General features: G+C 71.6%; 17 protein-coding genes and 1 riboswitch. Of the genes, 12 read left to right on the top strand and 5 right to left on the bottom strand.

Features of this window, described 5'->3' with window-relative positions:
• Positions 1–191: 191 nt before the first annotated feature.
• The 5 genes from ABT345_RS11865 to gcvT all read right to left on the bottom strand — a co-directional run bounded on the left by ABT345_RS11865 (position 192) and on the right by gcvT (position 5659).
• A complete protein-coding gene (locus ABT345_RS11865; RefSeq protein ID WP_345086047.1) occupies positions 192–647 on the bottom strand; it encodes a MarR family winged helix-turn-helix transcriptional regulator in 456 nt (151 codons plus the stop codon).
• Positions 648–869: 222 nt separating this feature from the next.
• Complete coding sequence (locus tag ABT345_RS11870) at positions 870–2252, bottom strand: L-serine ammonia-lyase (RefSeq protein ID WP_345086045.1); 1383 nt, start codon at positions 2250–2252, stop codon at positions 870–872.
• A 419-nt stretch (positions 2253–2671) separates the two neighbouring features.
• Positions 2672–3931, bottom strand: coding sequence for a serine hydroxymethyltransferase (gene glyA / locus ABT345_RS11875; RefSeq protein WP_345086043.1), 1260 nt, complete (start codon positions 3929–3931; stop codon positions 2672–2674).
• 68 nt (positions 3932–3999) lie between these two features.
• Positions 4000–4377, bottom strand: a complete 378-nt coding sequence (gene gcvH, locus ABT345_RS11880) for a glycine cleavage system protein GcvH (RefSeq protein ID WP_345086041.1) — start codon at positions 4375–4377, stop codon at positions 4000–4002.
• 154 nt (positions 4378–4531) lie between these two features.
• Positions 4532–5659, bottom strand: a complete 1128-nt coding sequence (gcvT, locus tag ABT345_RS11885; RefSeq protein ID WP_345086039.1) for a glycine cleavage system aminomethyltransferase GcvT — start codon at positions 5657–5659, stop codon at positions 4532–4534.
• Positions 5660–5806: 147 nt separating this feature from the next.
• Positions 5807–5899, bottom strand: a riboswitch (glycine riboswitch).
• Positions 5900–6190: 291 nt separating this feature from the next.
• Here gcvT and ABT345_RS11890 point away from each other — a divergent pair.
• The 12 genes from ABT345_RS11890 to ABT345_RS11945 all read left to right on the top strand — a co-directional run bounded on the left by ABT345_RS11890 (position 6191) and on the right by ABT345_RS11945 (position 20566).
• Positions 6191–7018 carry an AAA family ATPase gene (locus ABT345_RS11890; protein WP_345086037.1) on the top strand — a complete coding sequence of 276 codons (828 nt, stop codon included), beginning with the start codon at positions 6191–6193 and terminating at the stop codon, positions 7016–7018.
• A 177-nt stretch (positions 7019–7195) separates the two neighbouring features.
• Positions 7196–7999 (top strand): enhanced serine sensitivity protein SseB, encoded by an 804-nt coding sequence (locus ABT345_RS11895; protein WP_345086652.1) that lies wholly within the window; start codon positions 7196–7198, stop codon positions 7997–7999.
• A gap of 106 nt (positions 8000–8105) precedes the next feature.
• A complete protein-coding gene (locus tag ABT345_RS11900) occupies positions 8106–8843 on the top strand; it encodes an enhanced serine sensitivity protein SseB C-terminal domain-containing protein (RefSeq protein ID WP_345086650.1) in 738 nt (245 codons plus the stop codon).
• 409 nt (positions 8844–9252) lie between these two features.
• Complete coding sequence (locus ABT345_RS11905; protein ID WP_345086035.1) at positions 9253–10254, top strand: ABC transporter permease; 1002 nt, start codon at positions 9253–9255, stop codon at positions 10252–10254.
• A gap of 97 nt (positions 10255–10351) precedes the next feature.
• On the top strand, positions 10352–12097 hold the full coding sequence (locus ABT345_RS11910) for an ABC transporter substrate-binding protein (protein ID WP_345086033.1): 1746 nt from the start codon (positions 10352–10354) through the stop codon (positions 12095–12097).
• Positions 12098–12173: 76 nt separating this feature from the next.
• Entirely contained in the window at positions 12174–13184 is a 1011-nt protein-coding gene (locus ABT345_RS11915; RefSeq protein WP_345086031.1) for an ABC transporter permease, read from the top strand.
• On the top strand, positions 13181–14269 hold the full coding sequence (locus ABT345_RS11920; protein WP_345086029.1) for an ABC transporter ATP-binding protein: 1089 nt from the start codon (positions 13181–13183) through the stop codon (positions 14267–14269). Before ABT345_RS11915 ends, ABT345_RS11920 begins: the two co-directional genes overlap by 4 nt.
• A 395-nt stretch (positions 14270–14664) precedes the next feature.
• Positions 14665–15711: an ABC transporter ATP-binding protein gene (locus ABT345_RS11925; protein WP_345086648.1), complete on the top strand. Its 1047-nt coding sequence runs from the start codon at positions 14665–14667 to the stop codon at positions 15709–15711.
• A 222-nt stretch (positions 15712–15933) separates the two neighbouring features.
• Entirely contained in the window at positions 15934–17265 is a 1332-nt protein-coding gene (locus tag ABT345_RS11930; RefSeq protein ID WP_345086027.1) for an MFS transporter, read from the top strand.
• A gap of 74 nt (positions 17266–17339) precedes the next feature.
• Entirely contained in the window at positions 17340–18284 is a 945-nt protein-coding gene (locus ABT345_RS11935) for an alpha/beta hydrolase (protein ID WP_345086025.1), read from the top strand.
• Complete coding sequence (locus tag ABT345_RS11940; RefSeq protein ID WP_345086023.1) at positions 18274–19572, top strand: ATP-grasp domain-containing protein; 1299 nt, start codon at positions 18274–18276, stop codon at positions 19570–19572. The genes ABT345_RS11935 and ABT345_RS11940 overlap by 11 nt, the downstream gene beginning before the upstream one ends.
• Positions 19573–19657: 85 nt before the next feature.
• Positions 19658–20566: an alpha/beta fold hydrolase gene (locus tag ABT345_RS11945; RefSeq protein WP_345086021.1), complete on the top strand. Its 909-nt coding sequence runs from the start codon at positions 19658–19660 to the stop codon at positions 20564–20566.
• Position 20567: the final 1 nt, after the last annotated feature.

Consider the following 20567-nt stretch of genomic DNA (forward strand, 5'->3'; position numbering starts at 1 on the left):
AGCGGCCTCCCGCCGTCGCGACCTGCCTGTCCGAACCGTCCACTGCGTTCCAGCAGTTCAGCACGTTCACCGAGGAGGACGCCAGATCGCTACCGAGAAGTTCCGCAGCGTGACGACCGGTTGACGCGGAGCGGAAGAACCCCTACGGCGTGCGGCGGTTGGGGCGGGGGAGTCGAAAGGGTGACCGGGGGTCAGGCCGTGGGCTGCGTGGGGTGGCGCAGTTGTTCGGCGGCGTCCGAGACGCGGTGCAGCAGCTCCACGAAGACCGTCTGCTCGGCGGGCGCCAGCGGGGAGAGGAAGAGCTGGTTCATCCGCGCGGTGCGCACCGCGAGCTTCTTGTGGACGCGGACGCCCTCGTCGGTGGCGCGCAGCGCCGCGCGGCGGCCGTCCCGGGGATCGCGGATCTTGTCGACCATCCCGCGCACCACCAGCCGGCGGATCACCTCGGCGATGGTGGAGCGGTCCAGCCCGACCCGCTCGCCGACCGTGCGCTGATCCAGCCCGTCCTCGCCGACCAGGGAGTTGAGGACCGCGAACTGCGGGGAGGTGACCTCCTCGGAGACCATCGTCGTCCACAGCAGGGTGTGTGCCTGCTGGAACCGCCTGGCCAGGGGCCCCGGATGGCTGCTGAGGTCGAGCGTGGTCACGCCGCCTCTCCTTCCCCGTCGAAGCTCGGGCCCGTACGCACTGCGCGTCCGGAGCGGCACTTATTGTAGCGGCGCGCCGGGGCCCGGACGGGCGCTTCGATCAGGCGGGTGTGGTACGGAAATCCAGCTGGCGGGGAGGTTTCCGGGGCTCCGGAACGGACGGGGCGGCCCGCCGGGCGGCCCCGTCCGGGCCCGCAGGCGTGCGCGGGCCCGGGCCGGCGCTCAGCACTCGATGATGTTCACCGCGAGCCCGCCGCGCGCGGTCTCCTTGTACTTCACCGACATGTCCGCGCCGGTGTCCTTCATCGTCTTGATGACCTTGTCGAGCGAGACGTGGTGGCGGCCGTCGCCACGCAGCGACATCCGGGCGGCGGTGACGGCCTTGACGGACGCCATGCCGTTCCGCTCGATGCACGGGATCTGCACCAGGCCGCCGATCGGGTCGCAGGTCAGGCCGAGGTTGTGCTCCATGCCGATCTCGGCGGCGTTCTCCACCTTCTCCGGGGTGGCGCCGAGGACCTCGGCGAGGCCGCCCGCCGCCATCGAGCAGGCCGAGCCGACCTCGCCCTGGCAGCCGACCTCCGCGCCGGAGATGGAGGCGTTCTCCTTGAAGAGCATGCCGATCGCGCCGGCCGCGAGCAGGAAGCGGACCACGCCGTCCTCGTCGGCGCCGGGCACGAAGTTCACGTAGTAGTGCAGGACCGCGGGGATGATCCCGGCCGCGCCGTTGGTGGGGGCGGTCACCACCCGGCCGCCGGCCGCGTTCTCCTCGTTGACGGCCATGGCGTAGAGGGTGATCCACTCCATGGCGTGCGCCTGTGCGTCGCCCTCGGTGCGCAGGGCGCGGGCGGCGTTGGCGGCCCGGCGGCGGACCTTCAGGCCGCCCGGCAGGATGCCCTCGCGGGTCATGCCGCGCTCCACGCACGCCTGCATCACGCGCCAGATCTCCAGCAGCCCGGCGCGGATCTCCTCCTCGGTGCGCCACGCCTTCTCGTTCTCCAGCATCAGCGCGGAGATGGACAGCCCGGTCTCCTGCGTCAGCCGCAGCAGTTCGTCGCCGGTGCGGAAGGGGTGGGTCAAGACGGTGTCGTCGAGCTTGATCCGGTCCTCGGCCGCCGCGTCCTCGTCGACGACGAAGCCGCCGCCCACCGAGTAGTACGTCTTCTCCAGCAGCGGCGCGCCGTGCTCGTCGTAGGCGAAGAGGGTCATGCCGTTGGCGTGGTACGGCAGGGAGCGGCGGCGGTGCAGGATCAGCTGGGTCGCCTCGTCGAAGGCGATCTCGTGGGCGTCCCCTATCTCGGCGGCCAGCAGGCGCAGCCGGCCGCTCTCGCGGATCTCGGCGACGCGGGCGTCGGCGTTCTCCACGTCGACGGTGCGCGGGGACTCGCCCTCCAGGCCGAGCAGGACGGCCTTGGGGGTGCCGTGGCCGTGGCCGGTGGCGCCGAGCGAGCCGAACAGTTCCGCGCGCACCGAGACGGTCTGGGCGAGGACCCCGTCCTTCTTGAGGCGGCGGGCGAACATCCGGGCCGCGCGCATGGGGCCCACCGTGTGGGAGCTGGAGGGGCCGATGCCGATGGAGAAGAGGTCGAAGACGGAGATGGCCACGGTGGCGGACTCCCTTGTCTGCTCGTGAGGAGCGGTGCGGGCGGGGAGGGGGGATCGGGGGGTTGGTGCGGTTTTCAGGGTGTATCGGTGCCGACAGACGAGCGTAACCCGGACATGGGGCGGGCCGTCGCACACGGCCCTGCGGGCGGCCGTCGGCCCGGGAAACGGCGGGTGCCGGACGACCGGCGCTCCCTGCGGGAACGGTTCTGCGGGGCGCTCGGAGCACGGCCCCGACGTCGCATGCGGCCGGGACCGGCGCCCGCTTCGCGGCGTTCACACCGGCTCGTCCCGCGTTGTGGGGCAGGCAGACGGCGAGCCCGGGACCGAGGCCCCGGGCTCGTGGCCCGTACCGCCTCCGGGCGCCGCGGGGTGCGGCGCCCGGAGGCCACGGCGCGCGGCGGTGTGCCGCGCGCCCCTGCTCAGAGCGAGGGGTAGAGCGGGTGCTTCGCGGCGAGGGCGGCGACCCGCGCCTTGAGCGACTCGGCGTCGTACGACGGCTTCAGCGCCTCGGCGATGACGTCGGCGACCTCGCGGAAGTCGTCGGCGCCGAAACCGCGGGTGGCCAGCGCCGGGGTGCCGATCCGCAGACCCGAGGTCACCATCGGGGGCCGCGGGTCGTTGGGGACGGCGTTGCGGTTGACCGTGATGCCGACCTCGTGGAGGCGGTCCTCGGCCTGCTGGCCGTCCAGCTCGCTGTTGCGCAGGTCCACCAGGACGAGGTGGACGTCGGTGCCGCCGGACAGGACCGAGACGCCCGCCTCGGTGACGTCCGGCTGCACCAGGCGCTCGGCCAGGATGCGGGCGCCCTCCAGGGTGCGCTGCTGGCGCTCCTTGAACTCGGCGGACGCCGCGACCTTGAAGGAGACCGCCTTCGCCGCGATGACGTGCTCCAGCGGACCGCCCTGCTGACCCGGGAAGACCGCGGAGTTGATCTTCTTTGCCAGCTCCTGGGTGGAGAGGATCACGCCGCCGCGCGGTCCGCCCAGGGTCTTGTGGGTGGTGGTGGTGACGACGTGGGCGTGCGGCACCGGGTTGGGGTGCAGCCCCGCGGCGACCAGACCGGCGAAGTGCGCCATGTCCACCATCAGGTACGCGCCGACCTCGTCCGCGATCTTGCGGAAGGCGGCGAAGTCCAGCTGACGCGGGTAGGCGGACCAGCCCGCGACGATCAGCTTCGGGCGGTGCTCCTTGGCGAGCCGCTCGACCTCCTCCATGTCGACCAGGTTGGTCTTCTCGTCGACGTGGTAGGGCACCACGTTGTAGAGCTTGCCGGAGAAGTTGATCTTCATGCCGTGGGTGAGGTGACCACCGTGGGCGAGGTTCAGGCCCAGGATGGTGTCGCCCGGCTTGATCAGCGCGAACATCGCGGCGGCGTTGGCCTGCGCACCGGAGTGCGGCTGGACGTTGGCCGCCTCCGCACCGAAGAGCTCCTTGATGCGGTCGATGGCGATCCGCTCGACCACGTCGACGTGCTCGCAGCCGCCGTAGTAACGGCGGCCGGGGTAGCCCTCGGCGTACTTGTTGGTGAGAACCGAGCCCTGTGCCTCCATGACGGCGACCGGAGCGAAGTTCTCCGAGGCGATCATTTCGAGGGTGGACTGCTGACGGTGGAGCTCGGCGTCGACGGCGGCGGCGACGTCGGGGTCGAGCTCGTGGAGGGAGCTGTCGAGAAGCGACATGGGTCTTCTCCTGGAGAGTCAGGGGGGCGCGGAGCGCTTCCGGTACGGGCGGCGGCCGAGCGGCGGACTCAGCCGGCGGTGAAGGCGGTGTACTCGTCCGCGGAGAGCAGGTCGGCCGGCTCCGTGGTGACCTTCACCTTGAACAGCCAGCCGCCCTCGAACGGGGCGGTGTTCACCAGCGAGGGGTCGGCGCTGACATCCTCGTTAACCTCGGTGATCTCGCCACTGACCGGCGCGTAGAGATCGCTGACCGACTTGGTCGACTCCAGCTCGCCGCAGGTCTCACCCGCGGTGATGGTGTCGCCGGCCTTCGGCAGGTCCACGTAGACGACATCGCCGAGCGCGTTCGCCGCGTGCTCGGTGATGCCGACCGTCGCGACGCCGTCCGCGGCGTCCGACAGCCACTCGTGCTCCTTGCTGTAGCGCAGGTGCTGGGGGTTGGTCATGGGTCGATTCTCCTGTACGCGAGGGTGTGGTGGTGAAAGGGGTCTTGCACAGTGAGACACACCGGTGGCGGCCGGGCCGCACCGGCCCGGCGCGGCGGCCCCAACGGTGGTGATGTGTCCCGCTACGGGCTACTTCGCCCGCGGGGGATACGGGCTACTTCTCCCGCTTGTAGAAGGGCAGCGCGACGACCTCGTACGGCTCGTGGCTGCCACGGATGTCGACCTTGACGCCCGCGGTGCCCGGGGCGGCGTGCGCGGCGTCGACGTAGGCCATCGCCACCGGCTTGCCCAGGGTCGGCGACGGCGCGCCGGAGGTCACCTCGCCGATCACGGTGCCCTCGGCGTCGACCACCGCGTAGCCCGCCCGCGGCACCCGGCGGCCCTCGGCGATCAGGCCGACGAGCTTGCGCGGCGGCTGCTCCTCGGCGCGCGCGGCGGCGGCCTCCAGCGCGGCGCGGCCGACGAAGGCGCCGCCGTTGGACGTCTTCTCGAACTTCACGACCCGGCCCAGACCCGCGTCGAACGGCGTGAGCGCCGTCGTCAGCTCGTGGCCGTAGAGCGGCATGCCCGCCTCCAGGCGCAGCGTGTCGCGGCAGGACAGGCCGCACGGCACCAGGCCCGCGTCCTTGCCCGCCGCCAGCAGCGCCTCCCACAAAGCGGCCGCGTCGTCCGGCCGGACGAACAGCTCGAAGCCGTCCTCGCCGGTGTATCCCGTACGGGCGATGAGCGCGGACACCCCGGCGACCGTGCCGGGCAGTCCGGCGTAGTACTTCAGCCCGTCCAGGTCGGCGTCGGTGACGGCCTTGAGGATGCCGGGGGAGGCCGGGCCCTGGACGGCCAGCAGCGCGTAGGCGTCGCGGTCGTCGCGGATCGCGGCGTCGAAGCCGCCGGCCCGGGCGGTCAGCGCGTCCAGGACGGTCTGCGCGTTGGAGGCGTTGGCGACGACCATGTACTCCGTCTCGCCGAGGCGGTAGACGATCAGGTCGTCGAGGATGCCGCCGTCCTCCTGGCAGATCATCGTGTAGCGGGCGCGGCCCGGCTTCACGGAGCCGATGTTGCCGACCAGCGCGTGGTCGAGGAGGTCGGCCGCCTGCGGGCCGGTGACGGTGATCTCGCCCATGTGGGAGAGGTCGAAGAGGCCGGCGCGGGTGCGGACGGCGATGTGCTCGTCGCGCTCGCTGGCGTAGCGCAGCGGCATGTCCCAGCCCGCGAAGTCGGTCATGGTCGCGCCCAGCGCGCGGTGGACGGCGTCGAGCGCGGTGCGGCGGGGGGCATCGGTCATGGTGGGCTCCCGGACAGGATGAGAGGACATGTCTCCCCATCTGTCATCGGAACCTGAGAGGTTCACCGGAATCCCGCGAACGGGCCGGTTTGCACCTTGGGTGGAACCGCCTCCCGGACCGGGCCGCGGTTCGCTTTTCAGATCTGCCTCGCCCGCGCGGTATAGGGGCCTGAGAGATTCAAGGGAGGACTTGCTCCTTCGGCGCCCCGGCGCGGCCGGGGACTCTCCCGCGCGGATTCAAGCGGCCGGTATGCAGTTGACCGTGCACGGCGGAACACCGAAGTGCACGTGGCGCCGACATCATTGCACGGGATCGCCGCACGTAGGAGCCCCGGTCCGGAACCGGCCGGGCCGGCCGGACCGAACGCCTCCGCGCGGTCCGCGCCGCACCCGGGGCGGCCGCCGGAACGCCCCGCGCCTTGAAGCGCATTACCTTTCCTTGACACTCTGCGGGGAGGGGACGGGCCGCAGCCCGGGCCCGCCGGACGGGGAGGGGCGATCACGGTGCAGAGCGAAGCCATGCGCACGGCCATGCCGGAGACCCGAGGCACCGCGCCGCCCCGCCTCGTGCCCGGGCCCCGCCCGCCCCGGGAGCCGCACGCCGCGCACGGACCGCGCCGGGGCCCGCACCCGGATGGCGCCCCGGGTCCGGCTGAGGGCTGCGCCCCTGCTCCGGGCGAGGCCTGCGCCCCGGCGGCGGGCGGGGCCGCGTCGCCCGCCGCCCCCGCCGTCACCGACCTGCGCGCCCGCCCCGCCGCCGCGCTGCCGGCCGAACTCCGCTTCCCCGCGGGCGCGGTGGTCGTCGTCTCCGGGCTGCCGGGCGGCGGCAAGAGCACCCTGATGCACCGCGTCGTCCCGGTGGCGGACGACGGCGGCGCGCCCGTCCACCGCGTCGACTCCCAGGACGTGCGCGAGCGCTGGGAGCGCGGCCGGCTGCGCCGGGTGCCGTACGCGCTCTACCGGCCACTCGTCCGGGTGGCGCACTACCTCGGACTGCGCCGGGTGCTGCGCTCGGGCCGGGGCGCGGTGGTGCACGACTGCGGGACGCAGCGCTGGGTGCGCCGCTGGATCGCCCGCGGCGGGCGCCGCCCGCACCTGCTGCTGCTCGACGTCCCGCCGGAGGTGGCGCGGTGCGGTCAGCGCTCGCGCGGGCGCGGGGTGTCCGGCTACGCCTTCGCCCGCCATCGCGCGGCCACCCGGCGGCTGATCGGGGACGCGGCGGCAGGGCGTCCGCCCCGGGGTTTCGCCTCGGCGGTGCTGCTGGACCGGGCCGCGGCGGACCGGTTGCGCGCACTCCGCTTCGACGGCGGGGGCCCCGCGCCCCGGGCGGCGGACGCGGCGCCGCCGCCACTCGTCTAGGGTCGGTCGTCACACTCCCGTTCGCGCCCTCCGGGCGGCGGCGGGAGGGTGGCGACAGGCCCTAGGGTGTGTCCGCAAAGTCCCGCCTGGCGCGCGCCGGGCGGACGACGGGACTTCACGGACACCCACCCCGGGCTCGTCGGCCAGAGCGCGCGGTACGGAAGCGGATGGATGGACATGGACTTTCCCGAGCAGGGGATCGAGCAGGGAATACCGCAGCTGGCGTGGCCCGCCAACGAACTCGAAGAGGTCCTCGCGGCCTCGGTCGGCCACCCCGGCGCGGGCGGCCGGCTCGTGGAGGTGCTGGGCCGCAGCCGGGTGTGGGTGCCGCTGCCCAACGGCGGTGGCCCGGACGGCGCGGGCCCCGGTGGCCGGGGCCTGGACCTGCCCACCGTTCTGATCGACGACGTGGCGTACGTCCCGGTGTTCAGCTCCGAGCAGGAGTTCCTGCGGACCGTCGGCGCGCACATGTCGTTCACCGTCGCCCCGGCGCAGGAGTTCGCCCGCGGGCTGCCGCCCCAGCTCGGTATCGCCGTCAACCCCGGCGGCACGGTCGGCACGATGCTGCCGGCGCCCGCGGTGGCCGCGCTGTGCCGGGAGACGGGGGCCGGGGCGGCACCGGTCGGCGGCCGGGTGCGGCTCTTCGAGCCGGACTGGCAGGAGGAGCCGGTGGACTTCCTCGCGGCCGCCGGGCTGGAGTTCTCCTCCGTCGGAATTGTCCGAACTGCCCGCCGTGCCCTGGCGAGCGTGGAGGGCGACACGCCCGCGCTCTTCGTCGGAGTCGAGATCGACGCCACCCTCGCCGACCCCTTCGACGACGCCACCCGCGAAGCGGCCGTCGCGGCCCTGGGGCGCGCGCTCGGCGCGGTCCCGGTGGCCTGGCCCGTCCAGTTGGTGCTGCTGGACGTCGCCCAGGGCGACCCGGTCGCCGACTGGATGGGCGCGCGCGTACGGCCCTTCTACTCGCGGGACCACTCGTAAGCTGGACGGACGACGGGCGGACGTACCCCACGCGGCCGCCGGAGAAGGGACGGACCACGTGAGCGCGGGTGCGCATCAGGGAGCGGCGGCAGGCCGGGTCGAGCAGATGCTGGGACAGGTCACGCCCGGCCGCTACGACGCCTATGAAGCGCTGCTGCACGCGCTCGCCGCCGGTCAGGTCTGGATGCTGCTCTGGCACGGCCGCGCCGGGATGCCCGACGCGCAGTACGGGAACATGGAGGTCGACGGCCTGGGCTACGCGCCCTGCGTCACCTCCGCGCCCGAGCTGGCCGCCTCCGGCTGGAACCGCGACCACGAGTTGGTCACCGGTGTCGAGATCGCCTCCGCCCTCTTCCCCGACCGCTGGGGCCTGTGGCTGAATCCGCACGCCCCTGGCGGCGGCGTCGGCATCCCCTGGCTGGATCTGCGCCGGATCGCCGGCGGCCTCGACCGGCTCCCCGCCGGACCGCTGCGCATCACCGAACCGGTCATCGACCTCCCGCAGTTCTACGCCCTGCTCGCACAGAACGCCCACCGCACGCCCGCCGTACGGTCGTTGCGCCGCGCCTGGGTGCAGCCCGCCCTCGGCGCGCCGTACCTCGCCCTCGGTCTGGACCTCTACGACGCGGGCCAACCGGGCGTGGATTCCGCCCGGTTGATGATCCAGCAGTCCATGGGCGCGGTCCCCGAGGGGCTGCCCGTCTCGACCGTCGCGATGAACGACGAGTACGACCCGGTCGCCATGTGGATGCGGGCCTGCGCCCGCCCCTTCTTCGACCGCGAGGGCTACGGCGTCCCGGCCCAGCCGCCCGCCCCCGGGTACGGCTACCCGCGCCCCTACTGACCCGGGCGGCGCGCCCGCCGGGACGCTCCCGGGCGATCCGCCGCCTCGGACGCCGCGCCGCAAATCTCCCTGTTCGCCCGTGAGTTGACGGGCTCTTTCGCGCCACCGAAATCGCCGCTCAGACGTCCCTTGCGTCCGTATAGCGGAGAGTTGTGGACCAGATCACAGTTGCGCATCCATTGGCCTTGAGGGCTGGTGAGTGATCGCGAATCGGATGAAGACTCCGGCAGCAGGGCATCGGCCCTGTGTACGAACACCATCCGGACACCTGCCAGGTGAACGCGCAGCGTTTCGTGTTGCGAACGTTCCGTGGCAATCCGTACGAGGCGTGCGGCGGTGATGGGGCCAGGCCGCGAGCGCGGCGGGGTGTGAGGCCGGCCGTCGTCGGCCGAGAGGGGTCAAAGGCACTGTGACCGCACCGATCGAGACCACCGGCGCGGCTGCCCAGGCGCAGCCGGAAGCGGTGCTGGAGGGCGTGGAGAGCAAGCGGATCGAAGGCCGCTCGCTGGGCCGCATCGCACTGCTGCGCTTCCGGCGCGACAAGGTCGCGATGGCCGGTGCCATCGTTGTCATCCTGCTGATCGCCGTCGCCGCGCTCTCCCGCCCGCTCCAGGCGCTGCTCGGTCTCGACCCGGACAGCCCCAACCAGTCGCTGATCGACCCCAACACCACGCTCCCCAAGGGCGACCTGGGCGGGATGAGCGGTGACCATCCGCTGGGCGTCGACCCGAAGTTCGGCCGCGATCTGCTCGCCCGGGTGCTGGAGGGCTCCTGGGTCTCGCTGATCGTCGCCTTCGGCGCCACCCTGCTGTCGGTGGCGATCGGCACGGTCATGGGAGTCGTCGCCGGTTTCTACCGCGGGCGCGTCGACGCGGTGATCAGCCGGCTGATGGATGTCTTCCTGGCGTTCCCGCTGTTGCTGTTCGCCATCGCGATTTCCGCCTCGCTCCAGGGAGGCGCTTTCGGCCTCACCGGACTGCCGCTCCACCTCTCCGTGCTGATCTTCGTGATCGGCTTCTTCAACTGGCCGTACATGGGCCGCATCGTGCGGGCACAGACCCTGTCGCTGCGGGAGCGGGAGTTCGTCGACGCGGCGCGCGGCATGGGTGCGCGCGGTCCGTTCATCCTCTTCCGCGAACTGCTGCCCAACCTCGTCGGCCCGATCGTCGTCTACTCGACGCTGCTGATCCCCTCCAACATCCTCTTCGAGGCGGCGCTGAGCTTCCTGGGCGTCGGCATCCAGCCGCCCCAGGCGTCCTGGGGCGGCATGCTCAACCAGGCGGTCAAGTACTACGAGGTCGACCCGCAGTACATGCTCGTCCCCGGTCTCGCCATCTTCGTCACCGTGCTCGCGTTCAACCTGCTCGGTGACGGTCTGCGGGACGCACTGGACCCCCGCGGCGGCCGCTGAGCCGGCCCCCCGCCCGCCGCAACCGCGTCCGGTCGTTCCGAAGTTTTCCGAAGTCATCTCTCGAAGTGCTCGACGATTGAAGGGGAGCGCCACCAACATGCGAAGGTCAGTTCCGGTCGCGGCGATAGCGGCCATCACCAGCGCAGGCCTGCTGGCCGGCTGCACGGGGGGCGCCGGATCCACCGCCTCCGGCAAGGCGAACGCCGCCACCGAGGGCATCGTCAACACCTCGGACGCCAAGGGCGGCACGGTCACCTACGCGATGAGCGACGCCCCGGAGTCCTTCGACCCGGGCAACACCTACTACGCGTTCGTGTACAACTTCAGCCGTCTCTACGCGCGTTCCCTGACGACCTTCAAGCCGGGCCCCGGGCCCAAGGGCAACGAGATCGTCCCGGACCTCGCCGAATCCATGGGCAAGTCCTCCGACGGCGGCAAGACCTGGACGTACAAGCTCCGCAAGGGCGTGAAGTACGACGACGGCACCGACGTCACCTCGCAGGACGTCAAGTACGCCGTCGAGCGCTCCAACTTCGCCCGCGACACGCTGTCCCTGGGCCCCAACTACTTCCAGCAGTTCCTCAAGGACAACGACGGCGGCTACAAGGGTCCGTACAAGGACAAGAGCAAGGCCGGCCTGAAGTCCATCGAGACGCCGGACGACCACACCATCGTCTTCCACCTGAAGAAGGCGTTCGCGGAGTTCGACCAGCTGGTCAGCGCCCCGCAGACGGCGCCGGTCCCGCAGGCCAAGGACAAGGGCGCCGACTACACCAGGGCCGTGGTTTCCTCCGGTTCGTACAAGTTCCAGGACTACCAGGAGGGCAAGCAGCTCACCCTCGTCCGCAACCCGCACTGGTCGGCCAAGACGGACCCGCTGCGCAAGCAGCTGCCGGACAAGATCGTCCTGAAGCTGAAGGTGGCGCAGTCCACCATCGACAAGGACCTGCTGGCCGGCAACACCACCGTCGACCTGGCCGGCAAGGGCGTCGACGCGCAGACCCAGGCGCAGCTGCTGACCGACGCCAAGGAGAAGGGCAACACCGACAACGCGCTCGGCCAGCGGCTCAACTACCTGTCGATCGACACCAAGGTGAAGCCGTTCGACAAGCTCGCCTGCCGCCAGGCCGTCGAGTACGCCGTCGACAAGAAGGCCGTGCAGACCTCCCTCGGCGGCCCGATCCGCGGCGACATCGCCTCCACCGTCCTGCCGACGGACATCCCCGGCTACCAGAAGTTCGACCAGTACCCGCAGAAGTACTCGGGCGACACCCTCGACCTCACCGAGGCCAAGAAGAAGTGGGCCGAGTGCGGCGCCGGGAACATCTCCACCACCATCCTCGCCCGCAGTGACCGGCAGGAGGAGGTGGACGCGGCGACCTCCGTCATCTCCTCGCTGAAGAAGATCGGCATCAACGCCAAGATCCAGCAGTACCCGAGCAGCAAGTACTTCTCGGACTACGCGGGCGTGCCGTCGTTCAACAAGAAGAACAACGTCGGCCTGATCATGATGCAGTGGGGCGCCGACTTCCCGACCGGCTACGGCTACCTCCAGCAGATCCTCAACGGCAAGGCCATCTCCAGCTCCGGCAACGTCAACCTCTCCGAGACGGACGACCCGGAGATCAACAAGCTCCTCGACTCGGCCGTCGCCAACCCCGACAAGGCCGGGCGCGAGAAGGCGTACGCCGAGATCGACAAGAAGGCGATGAGCCAGGCCCTGATGGTCCCGCTCACCTACTTCAAGGTCCTGAACTACCGCTCCCCGAAGGCCACGAACATGGTGGCGACCTCGGCCTACAGCGGGCAGTACGACTACCTCAACATCGGCGTCAAGAAGTAAGTCCCGGAAGGCAGGTGAAGGCATTGGTGCCCGCGGCCGGCCCCCTCGGCCCCGCGGGCACCGACGCCGCATCCCCGTGTTCTCGTACCTCATCCGCAGGGTGATCAGCGCGGTGATCCTGCTGCTGATCGTCAGCGCGGTCACCTTCGGCATCTTCTTCCTGTTGCCGAAGATCGCCGGGCAGACCACCGACCAGCTCGCGCAGCAGTACATCGGCAAGTCGCCGACGCCCGCCGACATCGCGGCGGTGAAGAAGAACCTCGGCCTGGACAAGCCCGTGTACGAACAGTACTGGGAGTTCCTCAAGGGCATCTTCACCGGCGTCGACTACAAGTTCGGCCCCGAGGCGGCCCGGTGCCACGTCCCGTGCTTCGGCTACTCCTTCAAGACCCACATCGAGGTCTGGCCGGAGATCCAGTCCCGGCTGCCGGTCACCCTGTCGCTCGCCTTCGGCGCGGCCGTCGTCTGGCTCGTCTCCGGCATCACCACCGGCGTCATCTCCGCACTGCGCCCCGGCTCGCTCTTCGACCGGCTGTCGATGGGCGTCGCCCTGGCCGGCGTGTCGCTGCCGATGTTCTTCACCGGAGCCATCGCCCTGGCGCTCTTCACCTACCAGTGGCCGATCTTCGAACGCAGCGACTACGTCCCGCTCTTCGACAACCCCCTGCTGTGGGCGAGAACGCTGGTCCTGCCCTGGGTGACGCTGGCGTTCCTCTACTCGGCGCTCTACGCCCGGCTGACCAGGGCGGGCATGCTGGAGACGCTGAGCGAGGACTACATCCGCACCGCGCGCGCCAAGGGTCTGGGGGAGCGCACCGTCGTCGTCCGGCACGGGCTGCGCGCCGCCCTCACCCCGCTCATCACCGTGTTCGGCATGGACCTGGGGCTGCTGCTCGGCGGGGCGCTCATCACCGAACAGGTCTTCTCGCTCCAGGGCGTGGGCGCCTTCGCCGTCCAGGCGATCACCGCCAACGACCTGCCCAACATCCTCGGCGTCACCCTGCTCGCCGCGTTCTTCATCGTCCTGTGCAACCTGGTGGTGGACGTCCTGTACGCCGCCGTCGACCCGCGCGTGAGGCTCTCGTGACCGACTCCGACGACACCGCATCCGGCGCCCCGGGCCCGGCCGACGGCGGCTCCCCGTTCCTCGACGTCCGCGATCTGAAGGTGCATTTCCCGACCGACGACGGCCTGGTCAAGTCCGTCGACGGCCTCTCCTTCACGCTGGAGAAGGGCAAGACCCTCGGCATCGTCGGCGAGTCCGGCTCCGGCAAGTCCGTCACCTCGCTCGCCGTGATGGGCCTGCACCGGGCGTCGCGGCGGCAGCGCGCCAAGGTCCGGATGTCCGGCGAGATCCGGCTGGACGGCCAGGAGCTGATCGGCGCCGACCCGGACGAGGTGCGCCGGCTGCGCGGCCGCCGGATGGCGATGATCTTCCAGGACCCGCTCTCCGCGCTGCACCCCTACTACACCGTCGGCAAGCAGATCGTGGAGGCGTACCGCGTCCACCACGACGTCGACAAGAAGACGGCGCGCAAGCGGGCGATCGAGATGCTGGACCGGGTCGGCATCCCGCAGCCGGACAAGCGGGTGGACGACCATCCGCACCAGTTCTCCGGCGGGATGCGCCAGCGCGCGATGATCGCGATGGCGCTGGTCAACAACCCCGAACTGCTCATCGCGGACGAGCCGACGACCGCGCTGGACGTCACCGTCCAGGCGCAGATCCTCGACCTGATCCGCGATCTGCAGAAGGAGTTCGGCTCCGCCGTCATCGTGATCACCCACGATCTGGGCGTGGTCGCCGAACTCGCGGACGACCTGCTGGTCATGTACGGCGGACGGTGCGTCGAGCGCGGCCCCGCCGACAAGATCTTCTCGGCGCCGCAACACCCCTACACCTGGGGCCTGCTGGGCTCCATGCCGCGCATCGACCGGGACCACACCGACCGGCTGATCCCGGTCAAGGGCTCGCCGCCCAGCCTGATCAACGTCCCCTCCGGATGCGCCTTCAACCCGCGCTGCCCGTACGCGGACGTGCCCAAGGACGACCTCACCCGTACGGTCCGCCCCGACCTCACCGAGGCCACGACCGGCCACTTCTCCGCGTGCCACATGGCACCGGCGGAGCGGAAGCGGATCTGGACCGAAGAGATTGCGCCGAAGCTGTGAGCCAGAACGAGAAGAAGAAGTCCGGGAAGGCCGGGAAAACCGGGAAGGCGGCGGAGGCCGCGGAGGCGGTGGAGGTGGCGGAGGCCGCGTCGGCGGCTGGGACTGCTGGCGCTGCTGGGGCCGAGAAGGCTATGGAGCCTGCCGAGGCGGCTGAGGCCGGGAAGCCTGCGGAGGCCGGGAAGCCTGCGGAGGCCGGTGAGGTCGAGAAGGCCGCCGAGCCTGCTGAGGTCGAGAAGGCCACCGAGTCTGCTGAGGTCGAGAAGGCTGTGGAGCCTGCGCCTGCCGAGGCGGCTGAGGCCCAGAAGCCCGCGGAGCCCGAGGAGTCTGCCGAGCCCGAGACGCCCGCGGATTCCGAGACGCCCGCCGAGGCCGCCGACGGGGAGTCCGACGCGTCCGTGAAGCCTGCCGCGGCCGTGCCCGCGCCCCGGGCGGACGGCGACGAGGTGCGCACCCCGCTGCTGCGGGTACGCGGGCTGACCAGGCACTTCCCGATCACCAAGGGGCTGCTCAAGCGGCAGGTCGGCGCCGTCCAGGCGGTCGACGGCATCGACTTCGACGTGTACCCGGGCGAGACGCTGGGCGTGGTCGGCGAGTCCGGCTGCGGCAAGTCGACCATGGGGCGGCTCATCACCCGGCTCGACGAGCCCACCGGCGGCACCGTCGAGTTCGAAGGGCAGGACATCACCCACCTCTCCCCGGGGCGGCTCCGCCCGATGCGCCGCGACGTGCAGATGATCTTCCAGGACCCGTACGGGTCGCTCAATCCGCGGCACACCATCGGCGGCATCGTCTCCACACCCTTCCGCCTCCAGGGCGTCGAGCCCGAGGGCGGCGTCAAGAAGGAGGTCCAGCGGCTGCTGGAGCTGGTGGGCCTCAGCCCCGAGCACTACAACCGCTACCCGCACGAGTTCTCCGGCGGCCAGCGCCAGCGCATCGGCATCGCCCGTGCCCTCGCCCTCAAGCCGAAGCTGGTCGTCGCCGACGAGCCGGTCTCCGCGCTGGACGTCTCCATCCAGGCGCAGGTCGTCAACCTCATGGACGACCTCCAGGACGAACTGGGCCTGACGTATGTGATCATCGCGCACGACCTGTCCGTCATCCGGCACGTCTCGGACCGGATCGTGGTCATGTACCTCGGCAAGATCGTCGAACTGGCCGACCGCACCTCCCTCTACACCACGCCGATGCACCCCTACACCAAGGCGCTGATGTCGGCGGTGCCGGTGCCCGACCCGAAGCGGCGCACCGAGCGGGACCGCATCCTGCTCAAGGGCGACGTACCGTCCCCGATCAACCCGCCCTCCGGCTGCCGGTTCCGCACCCGCTGCTGGAAGGCGACCGAGACCTGCACGACGACCGAACCGCCGCTGGTCTCGCTCAAGGACGGACACAAGGTGGCCTGCCACCACCCGGAGAACGCGCCCGGGCCCGGGACGGCGTGACGGCCGTGCCCCGGCGGCGGCCGGGGCACGGGATTCGGATGTCCTTCGGGGCGTCGGCAGCCGGTGCCGGCGCCCCGAAATCTCTGTGCATTCCTTGCAACCCCCGGCGTCCGGCCGGTGTTTCTTCTGTGAGACGGGACGGCGGACGCTCCCGCGGCGCCGGTGGCGCCGTGGCCGGCCGACGCCCTCCCGTGGTCCGGAGAGACGGGAGTGCGCCCGATCATGACCACCGAAACCCCTGCCGAGGAGCCGGCCGGAGCCGACCGCGACTTCGCCAAGCTCTGGGCCGGCCAGTCGGCCAGCCTGCTGGGCGACCAGATCATGGTGCTGGGGCTGCCCCTGCTCGCCGTGGCGGCGCTGGACGCCACCCCGGCCCAGGCGGCGCTGATCCCGATGTTTCTCTTCGGTCCGTTCCTGCTGCTCGGGCTTCCGGCCGGAGCGATCATCGAACGGCTGCCGCGGCGCACGGTCATGCTCGGCTGCGATGCGCTCCAGGCCGTCTGCTTCGCCCTGATCGCGGTGCTCGCGCTGACGGACTCGCTCTCGCTGACCGGTCTGCTGGCCCTGGTCGGCGTCGCCGGCTGCGGCACGGTCTTCTTCCAGGTCGCCTACACCTCCTATCTGCCCGTGCTCTTCACCGGCGAGAAGAAGCTGCACCGCGGCAACGCCCGGCTCTTCCTCTCCGAATCGGTCAGCCGGTCGCTCGGCCCGGTCATCGCGGGCCCGGTCATCGCCTTCGTCGGAGTGGCGGCGGCCGTCGCGCTGAATTCCCTCACCTTCGCGCTCTCCGTGCTCGCCGTGGCATGGATCCGCATCCGCGAACCGAGGAAGCCGGCGCAGGCGCGGACCCGCGAGCGCGGCTGGCTGATCCGGGACGTCGGCGAGGGCCTGCGGTTCTTCATCAAGCACCCCCGGCTGGAGCCGGTGATCCTCTGCGGCACCGTCTACGTCCTCTTCCTCACCATGGTCGAGGCGTCCCTGGTGCTCTACAGCCGCGCGGAACTCCATCTGGGAGCCGTCGGCATCGGCCTCGTGGTGGGCGCCGCGGCCGCGGGATTCCCGGTCGGCAATCTGCTCAGCGGCCGGCTGGTGGAGCGCTGGGGCATGGCCCGCACGCTGGTCGCCGGAGCCTTTGTCTCGGTCCTCGGCCTGGTGCTGATGCCGCTCTCCGGCAGCCTGGGCTCGGTCGCCGGACTCGTCGCCGGCAGCGTCATCCACGGCGTCGGGGAAGGCGCCTTCGGCCCCACCTCCCAGACCCTGCGGCAGACGGACTCCCCGCCCGAACTCCTCAGCCGCGTCAACTCCGTCCAGCGCTTCCTGCTGTGGGGCAGCATCCCGCTCGGCAGCGCCCTGGCCTCCGCGGTCATCGCCGGAGCCGGTCTCAGCGCGGCCGTCTGGGTCGGCGCGCTCGGCACGGTCCTGTGCCTGCCGGTCCTCGTCCGCAAGGGCATACGCGCCCAGTTCCGCGGCCACCCCGTCCCGGGAGCCGACGCCGCCGCGGACGCCGCGCTCCCGGCCCCGCCGGCCGCCGCCGCTCAGCCCCTCGACACCTGAACCGGCCCCTGCCGGCCCGCCCGCACCGCCCGACGTCCGCCGCACCGGCGATCCGCACGTGAGGAGAACCGCACATGCCCTACGCGCCCGGCATCGAGGAATTCGTCGCACGCAGCAACAACGCCATGCCGCCGGACTTCTACCGCCACCCGGTGGCCGAGCAGCGCCGTCTCTACCACGGCCTGACCGCCGAATTCCCCTACGCGGAACCCGAAGGCGTCACCCACACCGACGACACCGTCCGGCACGGCAGCGCCGAGCACCGCATCCGCGTCTACCGCCCCGAGCGGCGCAGGGGCCGGGGCGTGCTGCTCTACCTCCGCGGCGGCGGCTTCGTCGTCGGCTCCCTGGAGACCCACCACACCGCCGTCGCCGAACTCGCCGCCCGCTCCGGGCTGACCGCCGTCGCCGTCGACTTCCGGATGGCGCCCGAGCACCCCTTCCCGGCCGCGCTGGAGGACTGTTACGGCGCCCTGTGCGGCGTGGTCGCCGAGGCGGACCGCCTCGATGTGGACCCGGAGCGCGTCGTGGTCTGCGGTGACAGCTCCGGCGGCAACATGGCCGTGGTGCTCGCCATGATGAGCCGGGACCGCCGTGGCCCCGCGCTTCGCGGCCAGGCACTGATCAGCCCGGTTCTCGACTTCACCCGCTGGCGGCACGGCGGCGAGGACGTCCCGTTGCTCACCGGCGGCGAGATGGAGTACTACACCGCCTGCTACTGCCCCGAGCCCGCCCAAGCCGCCGACCCCTACGTCTCCCCGCTGGTCTCCGGCACCTTCGAAGGGCTGCCCGTCGCCTACATCATGGGCGCCGAGATGGATTCTCTCCGCGTCGACTCCGAGGAGTACGCCAAGAACCTCCGGACCCACTCCACCGATGTCCAGCTCGTCATCGAGGAGGGCCTGGTGCACGCCGCCGTCCGCGCCCGCGCGCTGAGCCCCGCGGTCGACGACGCCTGGGAACGCTTCTGCCACGCCGCCGCCGCACTCGCCGAAGGAGGCACGCCCCATGACCACTGATCTCCCCGGCGCCACCGCACCCGCCCCGGGTGGCGCACCCGGCCCCGCCGTCATCGTCGACCCGTACTCCTCCGGCATGTACTTCGCCCCGGCCTTCCGGGAGGCGGGCGTACGGACCGTCGCCGTCCTCTCCCGCCCCGAGGTCATGCCGGTCTACGCCCCCTCGTGGCATCCGGAGGACTTCGACGAGATCATCCGGTACGACGGCGATCCGGAGCCGGTCGTCGCCCGGTTGCGGGAGGTGGCCCCGAGCTGTGTGGTGGCCGGCGCCGACCCTGGCGTCGAGCTGGCCGATCTGCTCGCCGCGCGGCTGCTGCCCGGCATCGCCAACGTCCCCGCCCTGACCGCCGCCCGCCGCGACAAGGGCGCGATGGCCGCCGCGGTCGCCGCCGCGGGGCTGCCCACCCTCGCCCAGATCTGCACCGCCGATCCCGAGGAGGCCCGCGCCTGGATCGCCCGCGCGGGGCTGACCGGCCGTGATCTGGTGATCAAGCCGCCCCGCAGCGCCAGCACGGACGGCGTCGAACGCCTGCCACGCGGCGAGGGATGGCGCGAGGCGTTCGAGAAGCAGCTCGGCAGCCCCAACCAGTGGGACGTCATCAACGACCGCATGCTGCTGATGGAGTACGCCACCGGCACCGAGTACGTCGTCGACACCTTCAGCCACCACGGCCGGCACACCGTCGCCGATGTCACCCGCTACTCCAAGGTCGACAACGGCCCGCACATGGCGGTCTATTCGACGATGGAGTGGCTGGCCCCCGACGACCCGGTCGTCGCCGAGCTGACCGACTACACCCGAGGCGTCCTGGACGCCGTCGGCATGCGGTTCGGCGCCGCCCATGTCGAGGTCATGCGGACCGCCGACGGCCCCCGCCTCATCGAGCTGAACGCCCGCCCGCACGGCGGCGGCCACCCCCCGTTCAACCGCCACGCCACCGGCGACAGCCAGATCGACCGGACCGTCCGCAGCGTGCTCGGCGGCCCCGGCGCGCCCATACCCGACGGCTTCGACCTGCATCGGCACATGCGGGTGGTGTTCCTCATCAGCCGCGCCGCCGGAACGGTCACCAACGCCGAGGTCTTCGACGCCGTCCAGAATCTGCCGTCGCTCCACCACTCCGCCGTCCATCTCCGCAACGGCCAGCGCCTGGGCGTCACCCAGGACCTGCTGGGGACCCTCACCCTGGGCTTCGTGGTCCTCGCCCACGAAGACCCCGAGCAGGTCGAGGCCGACTGCCGGGCGGTGCGGCGGATGGAGGAACGCCTCCGGCTCGACCCCGTCTGACGCCCCGCACCGCCCCATGCGGCACGCCCCACGTGCGACCGCACCCTGCGACAACGCACCACACGGAACAGGAAGAAGCCGAACCATGTCCCACGACGCACCGGCCGTCCGGCACCCCGACGGCGCGTACCACGAAGTCAACGGCCACCGCCTCTGGGTGGAGAGCGAAGGACAGGGCGACCCTGTTCTGCTGCTCGCCGGGCTCGGCCCGGCCGGATCGCACGTCGTCTTCCACCCGCACTTCGACGCGCTCGCCTCCGACCACCGCGTCCTCTACGTCGACCTGCACGGACGCGGCCGCTCCGATGCCCCCGACGACCTCACCGAGCTGACCTTCGCCCGCGACGTCGCCGACATCGCCGCCCTCCTCACCACCCTCGACCTCGGCCCGGTCCACCTCTACGGCTTTTCCTACGGCGGACTGATCGGTCAGGCCCTGGCGCTGGACCACCCGGAGACGGTGCGCACCCTCACCCTCGCCAACAGCCTGCACAGCCCGCAGATGTGGCAGCTCAACCACGAGAACATCAACCGCGAGCTGGAGTTGCAGTTCCCGGAGGTGTGGGAGCGGATCACCGCCCTGCGGGAGCGGGGCGTGCCCTCCACCGACCCGCAGATGCAGGCGGAGTTCGCCGCCGCGGTGAAACTGGTCCGCTTCCACCACCCCGATCACGCCTCGCGGCTCGCCACCGAGCCGGGCGCCCGCAACCTCGCGCTCTACCCCCTCTTCTGCGGCGCCGACGTCGACTTCACGATCGGCGGCGAAATCCTCCGCATCCCCGACTTCCGGCCGCGGCTGGCGGAGATCGAGGCGCCCCTGATGGTGCTGGCCGGCCGGTACGACCGGGCGCTCTACCCCGCCCTGCAGCGGGAGTTCGTCCGGTGGGCGCCGCGCACCCGTTTCGAAATGCTGGAGCGCAGCGGCTCGTTCGGCCATGTCGAGGAGCCGGAGACGGTCCACGCCCTGCTGCGCGAGTTCTGGAAGGAGCACTGAC

Source organism: Streptomyces sp. NPDC000404 (assembly GCF_040300365.1).
Taxonomy (GTDB): domain Bacteria; phylum Actinomycetota; class Actinomycetes; order Streptomycetales; family Streptomycetaceae; genus Streptomyces; species Streptomyces ramulosus.

Excerpts from the sequence above, each read along its gene's own strand:
- ABT345_RS11900 (WP_345086650.1), top strand. The coding sequence starts at position 8,106 with ATGCTGGGACAGGTCACGCCCGGCCGCTACGACGCCTATGAAGCGCTG.
- gcvH (WP_345086041.1), bottom strand. The coding sequence starts at position 4,377 with ATGACCAACCCCCAGCACCTGCGCTACAGCAAGGAGCACGAGTGGCTG.
- ABT345_RS11895 (WP_345086652.1), top strand. The coding sequence starts at position 7,196 with ATGGACTTTCCCGAGCAGGGGATCGAGCAGGGAATACCGCAGCTGGCG.
- gcvT (WP_345086039.1), bottom strand. The coding sequence starts at position 5,659 with ATGACCGATGCCCCCCGCCGCACCGCGCTCGACGCCGTCCACCGCGCG.
- ABT345_RS11945 (WP_345086021.1), top strand. The coding sequence starts at position 19,658 with ATGTCCCACGACGCACCGGCCGTCCGGCACCCCGACGGCGCGTACCAC.
- ABT345_RS11930 (WP_345086027.1), top strand. The coding sequence starts at position 15,934 with ATGACCACCGAAACCCCTGCCGAGGAGCCGGCCGGAGCCGACCGCGAC.
- glyA (WP_345086043.1), bottom strand. The coding sequence starts at position 3,931 with ATGTCGCTTCTCGACAGCTCCCTCCACGAGCTCGACCCCGACGTCGCC.
- ABT345_RS11935 (WP_345086025.1), top strand. The coding sequence starts at position 17,340 with ATGCCCTACGCGCCCGGCATCGAGGAATTCGTCGCACGCAGCAACAAC.
- ABT345_RS11940 (WP_345086023.1), top strand. The coding sequence starts at position 18,274 with ATGACCACTGATCTCCCCGGCGCCACCGCACCCGCCCCGGGTGGCGCA.
- ABT345_RS11910 (WP_345086033.1), top strand. The coding sequence starts at position 10,352 with ATGCGAAGGTCAGTTCCGGTCGCGGCGATAGCGGCCATCACCAGCGCA.
- ABT345_RS11890 (WP_345086037.1), top strand. The coding sequence starts at position 6,191 with ATGCCGGAGACCCGAGGCACCGCGCCGCCCCGCCTCGTGCCCGGGCCC.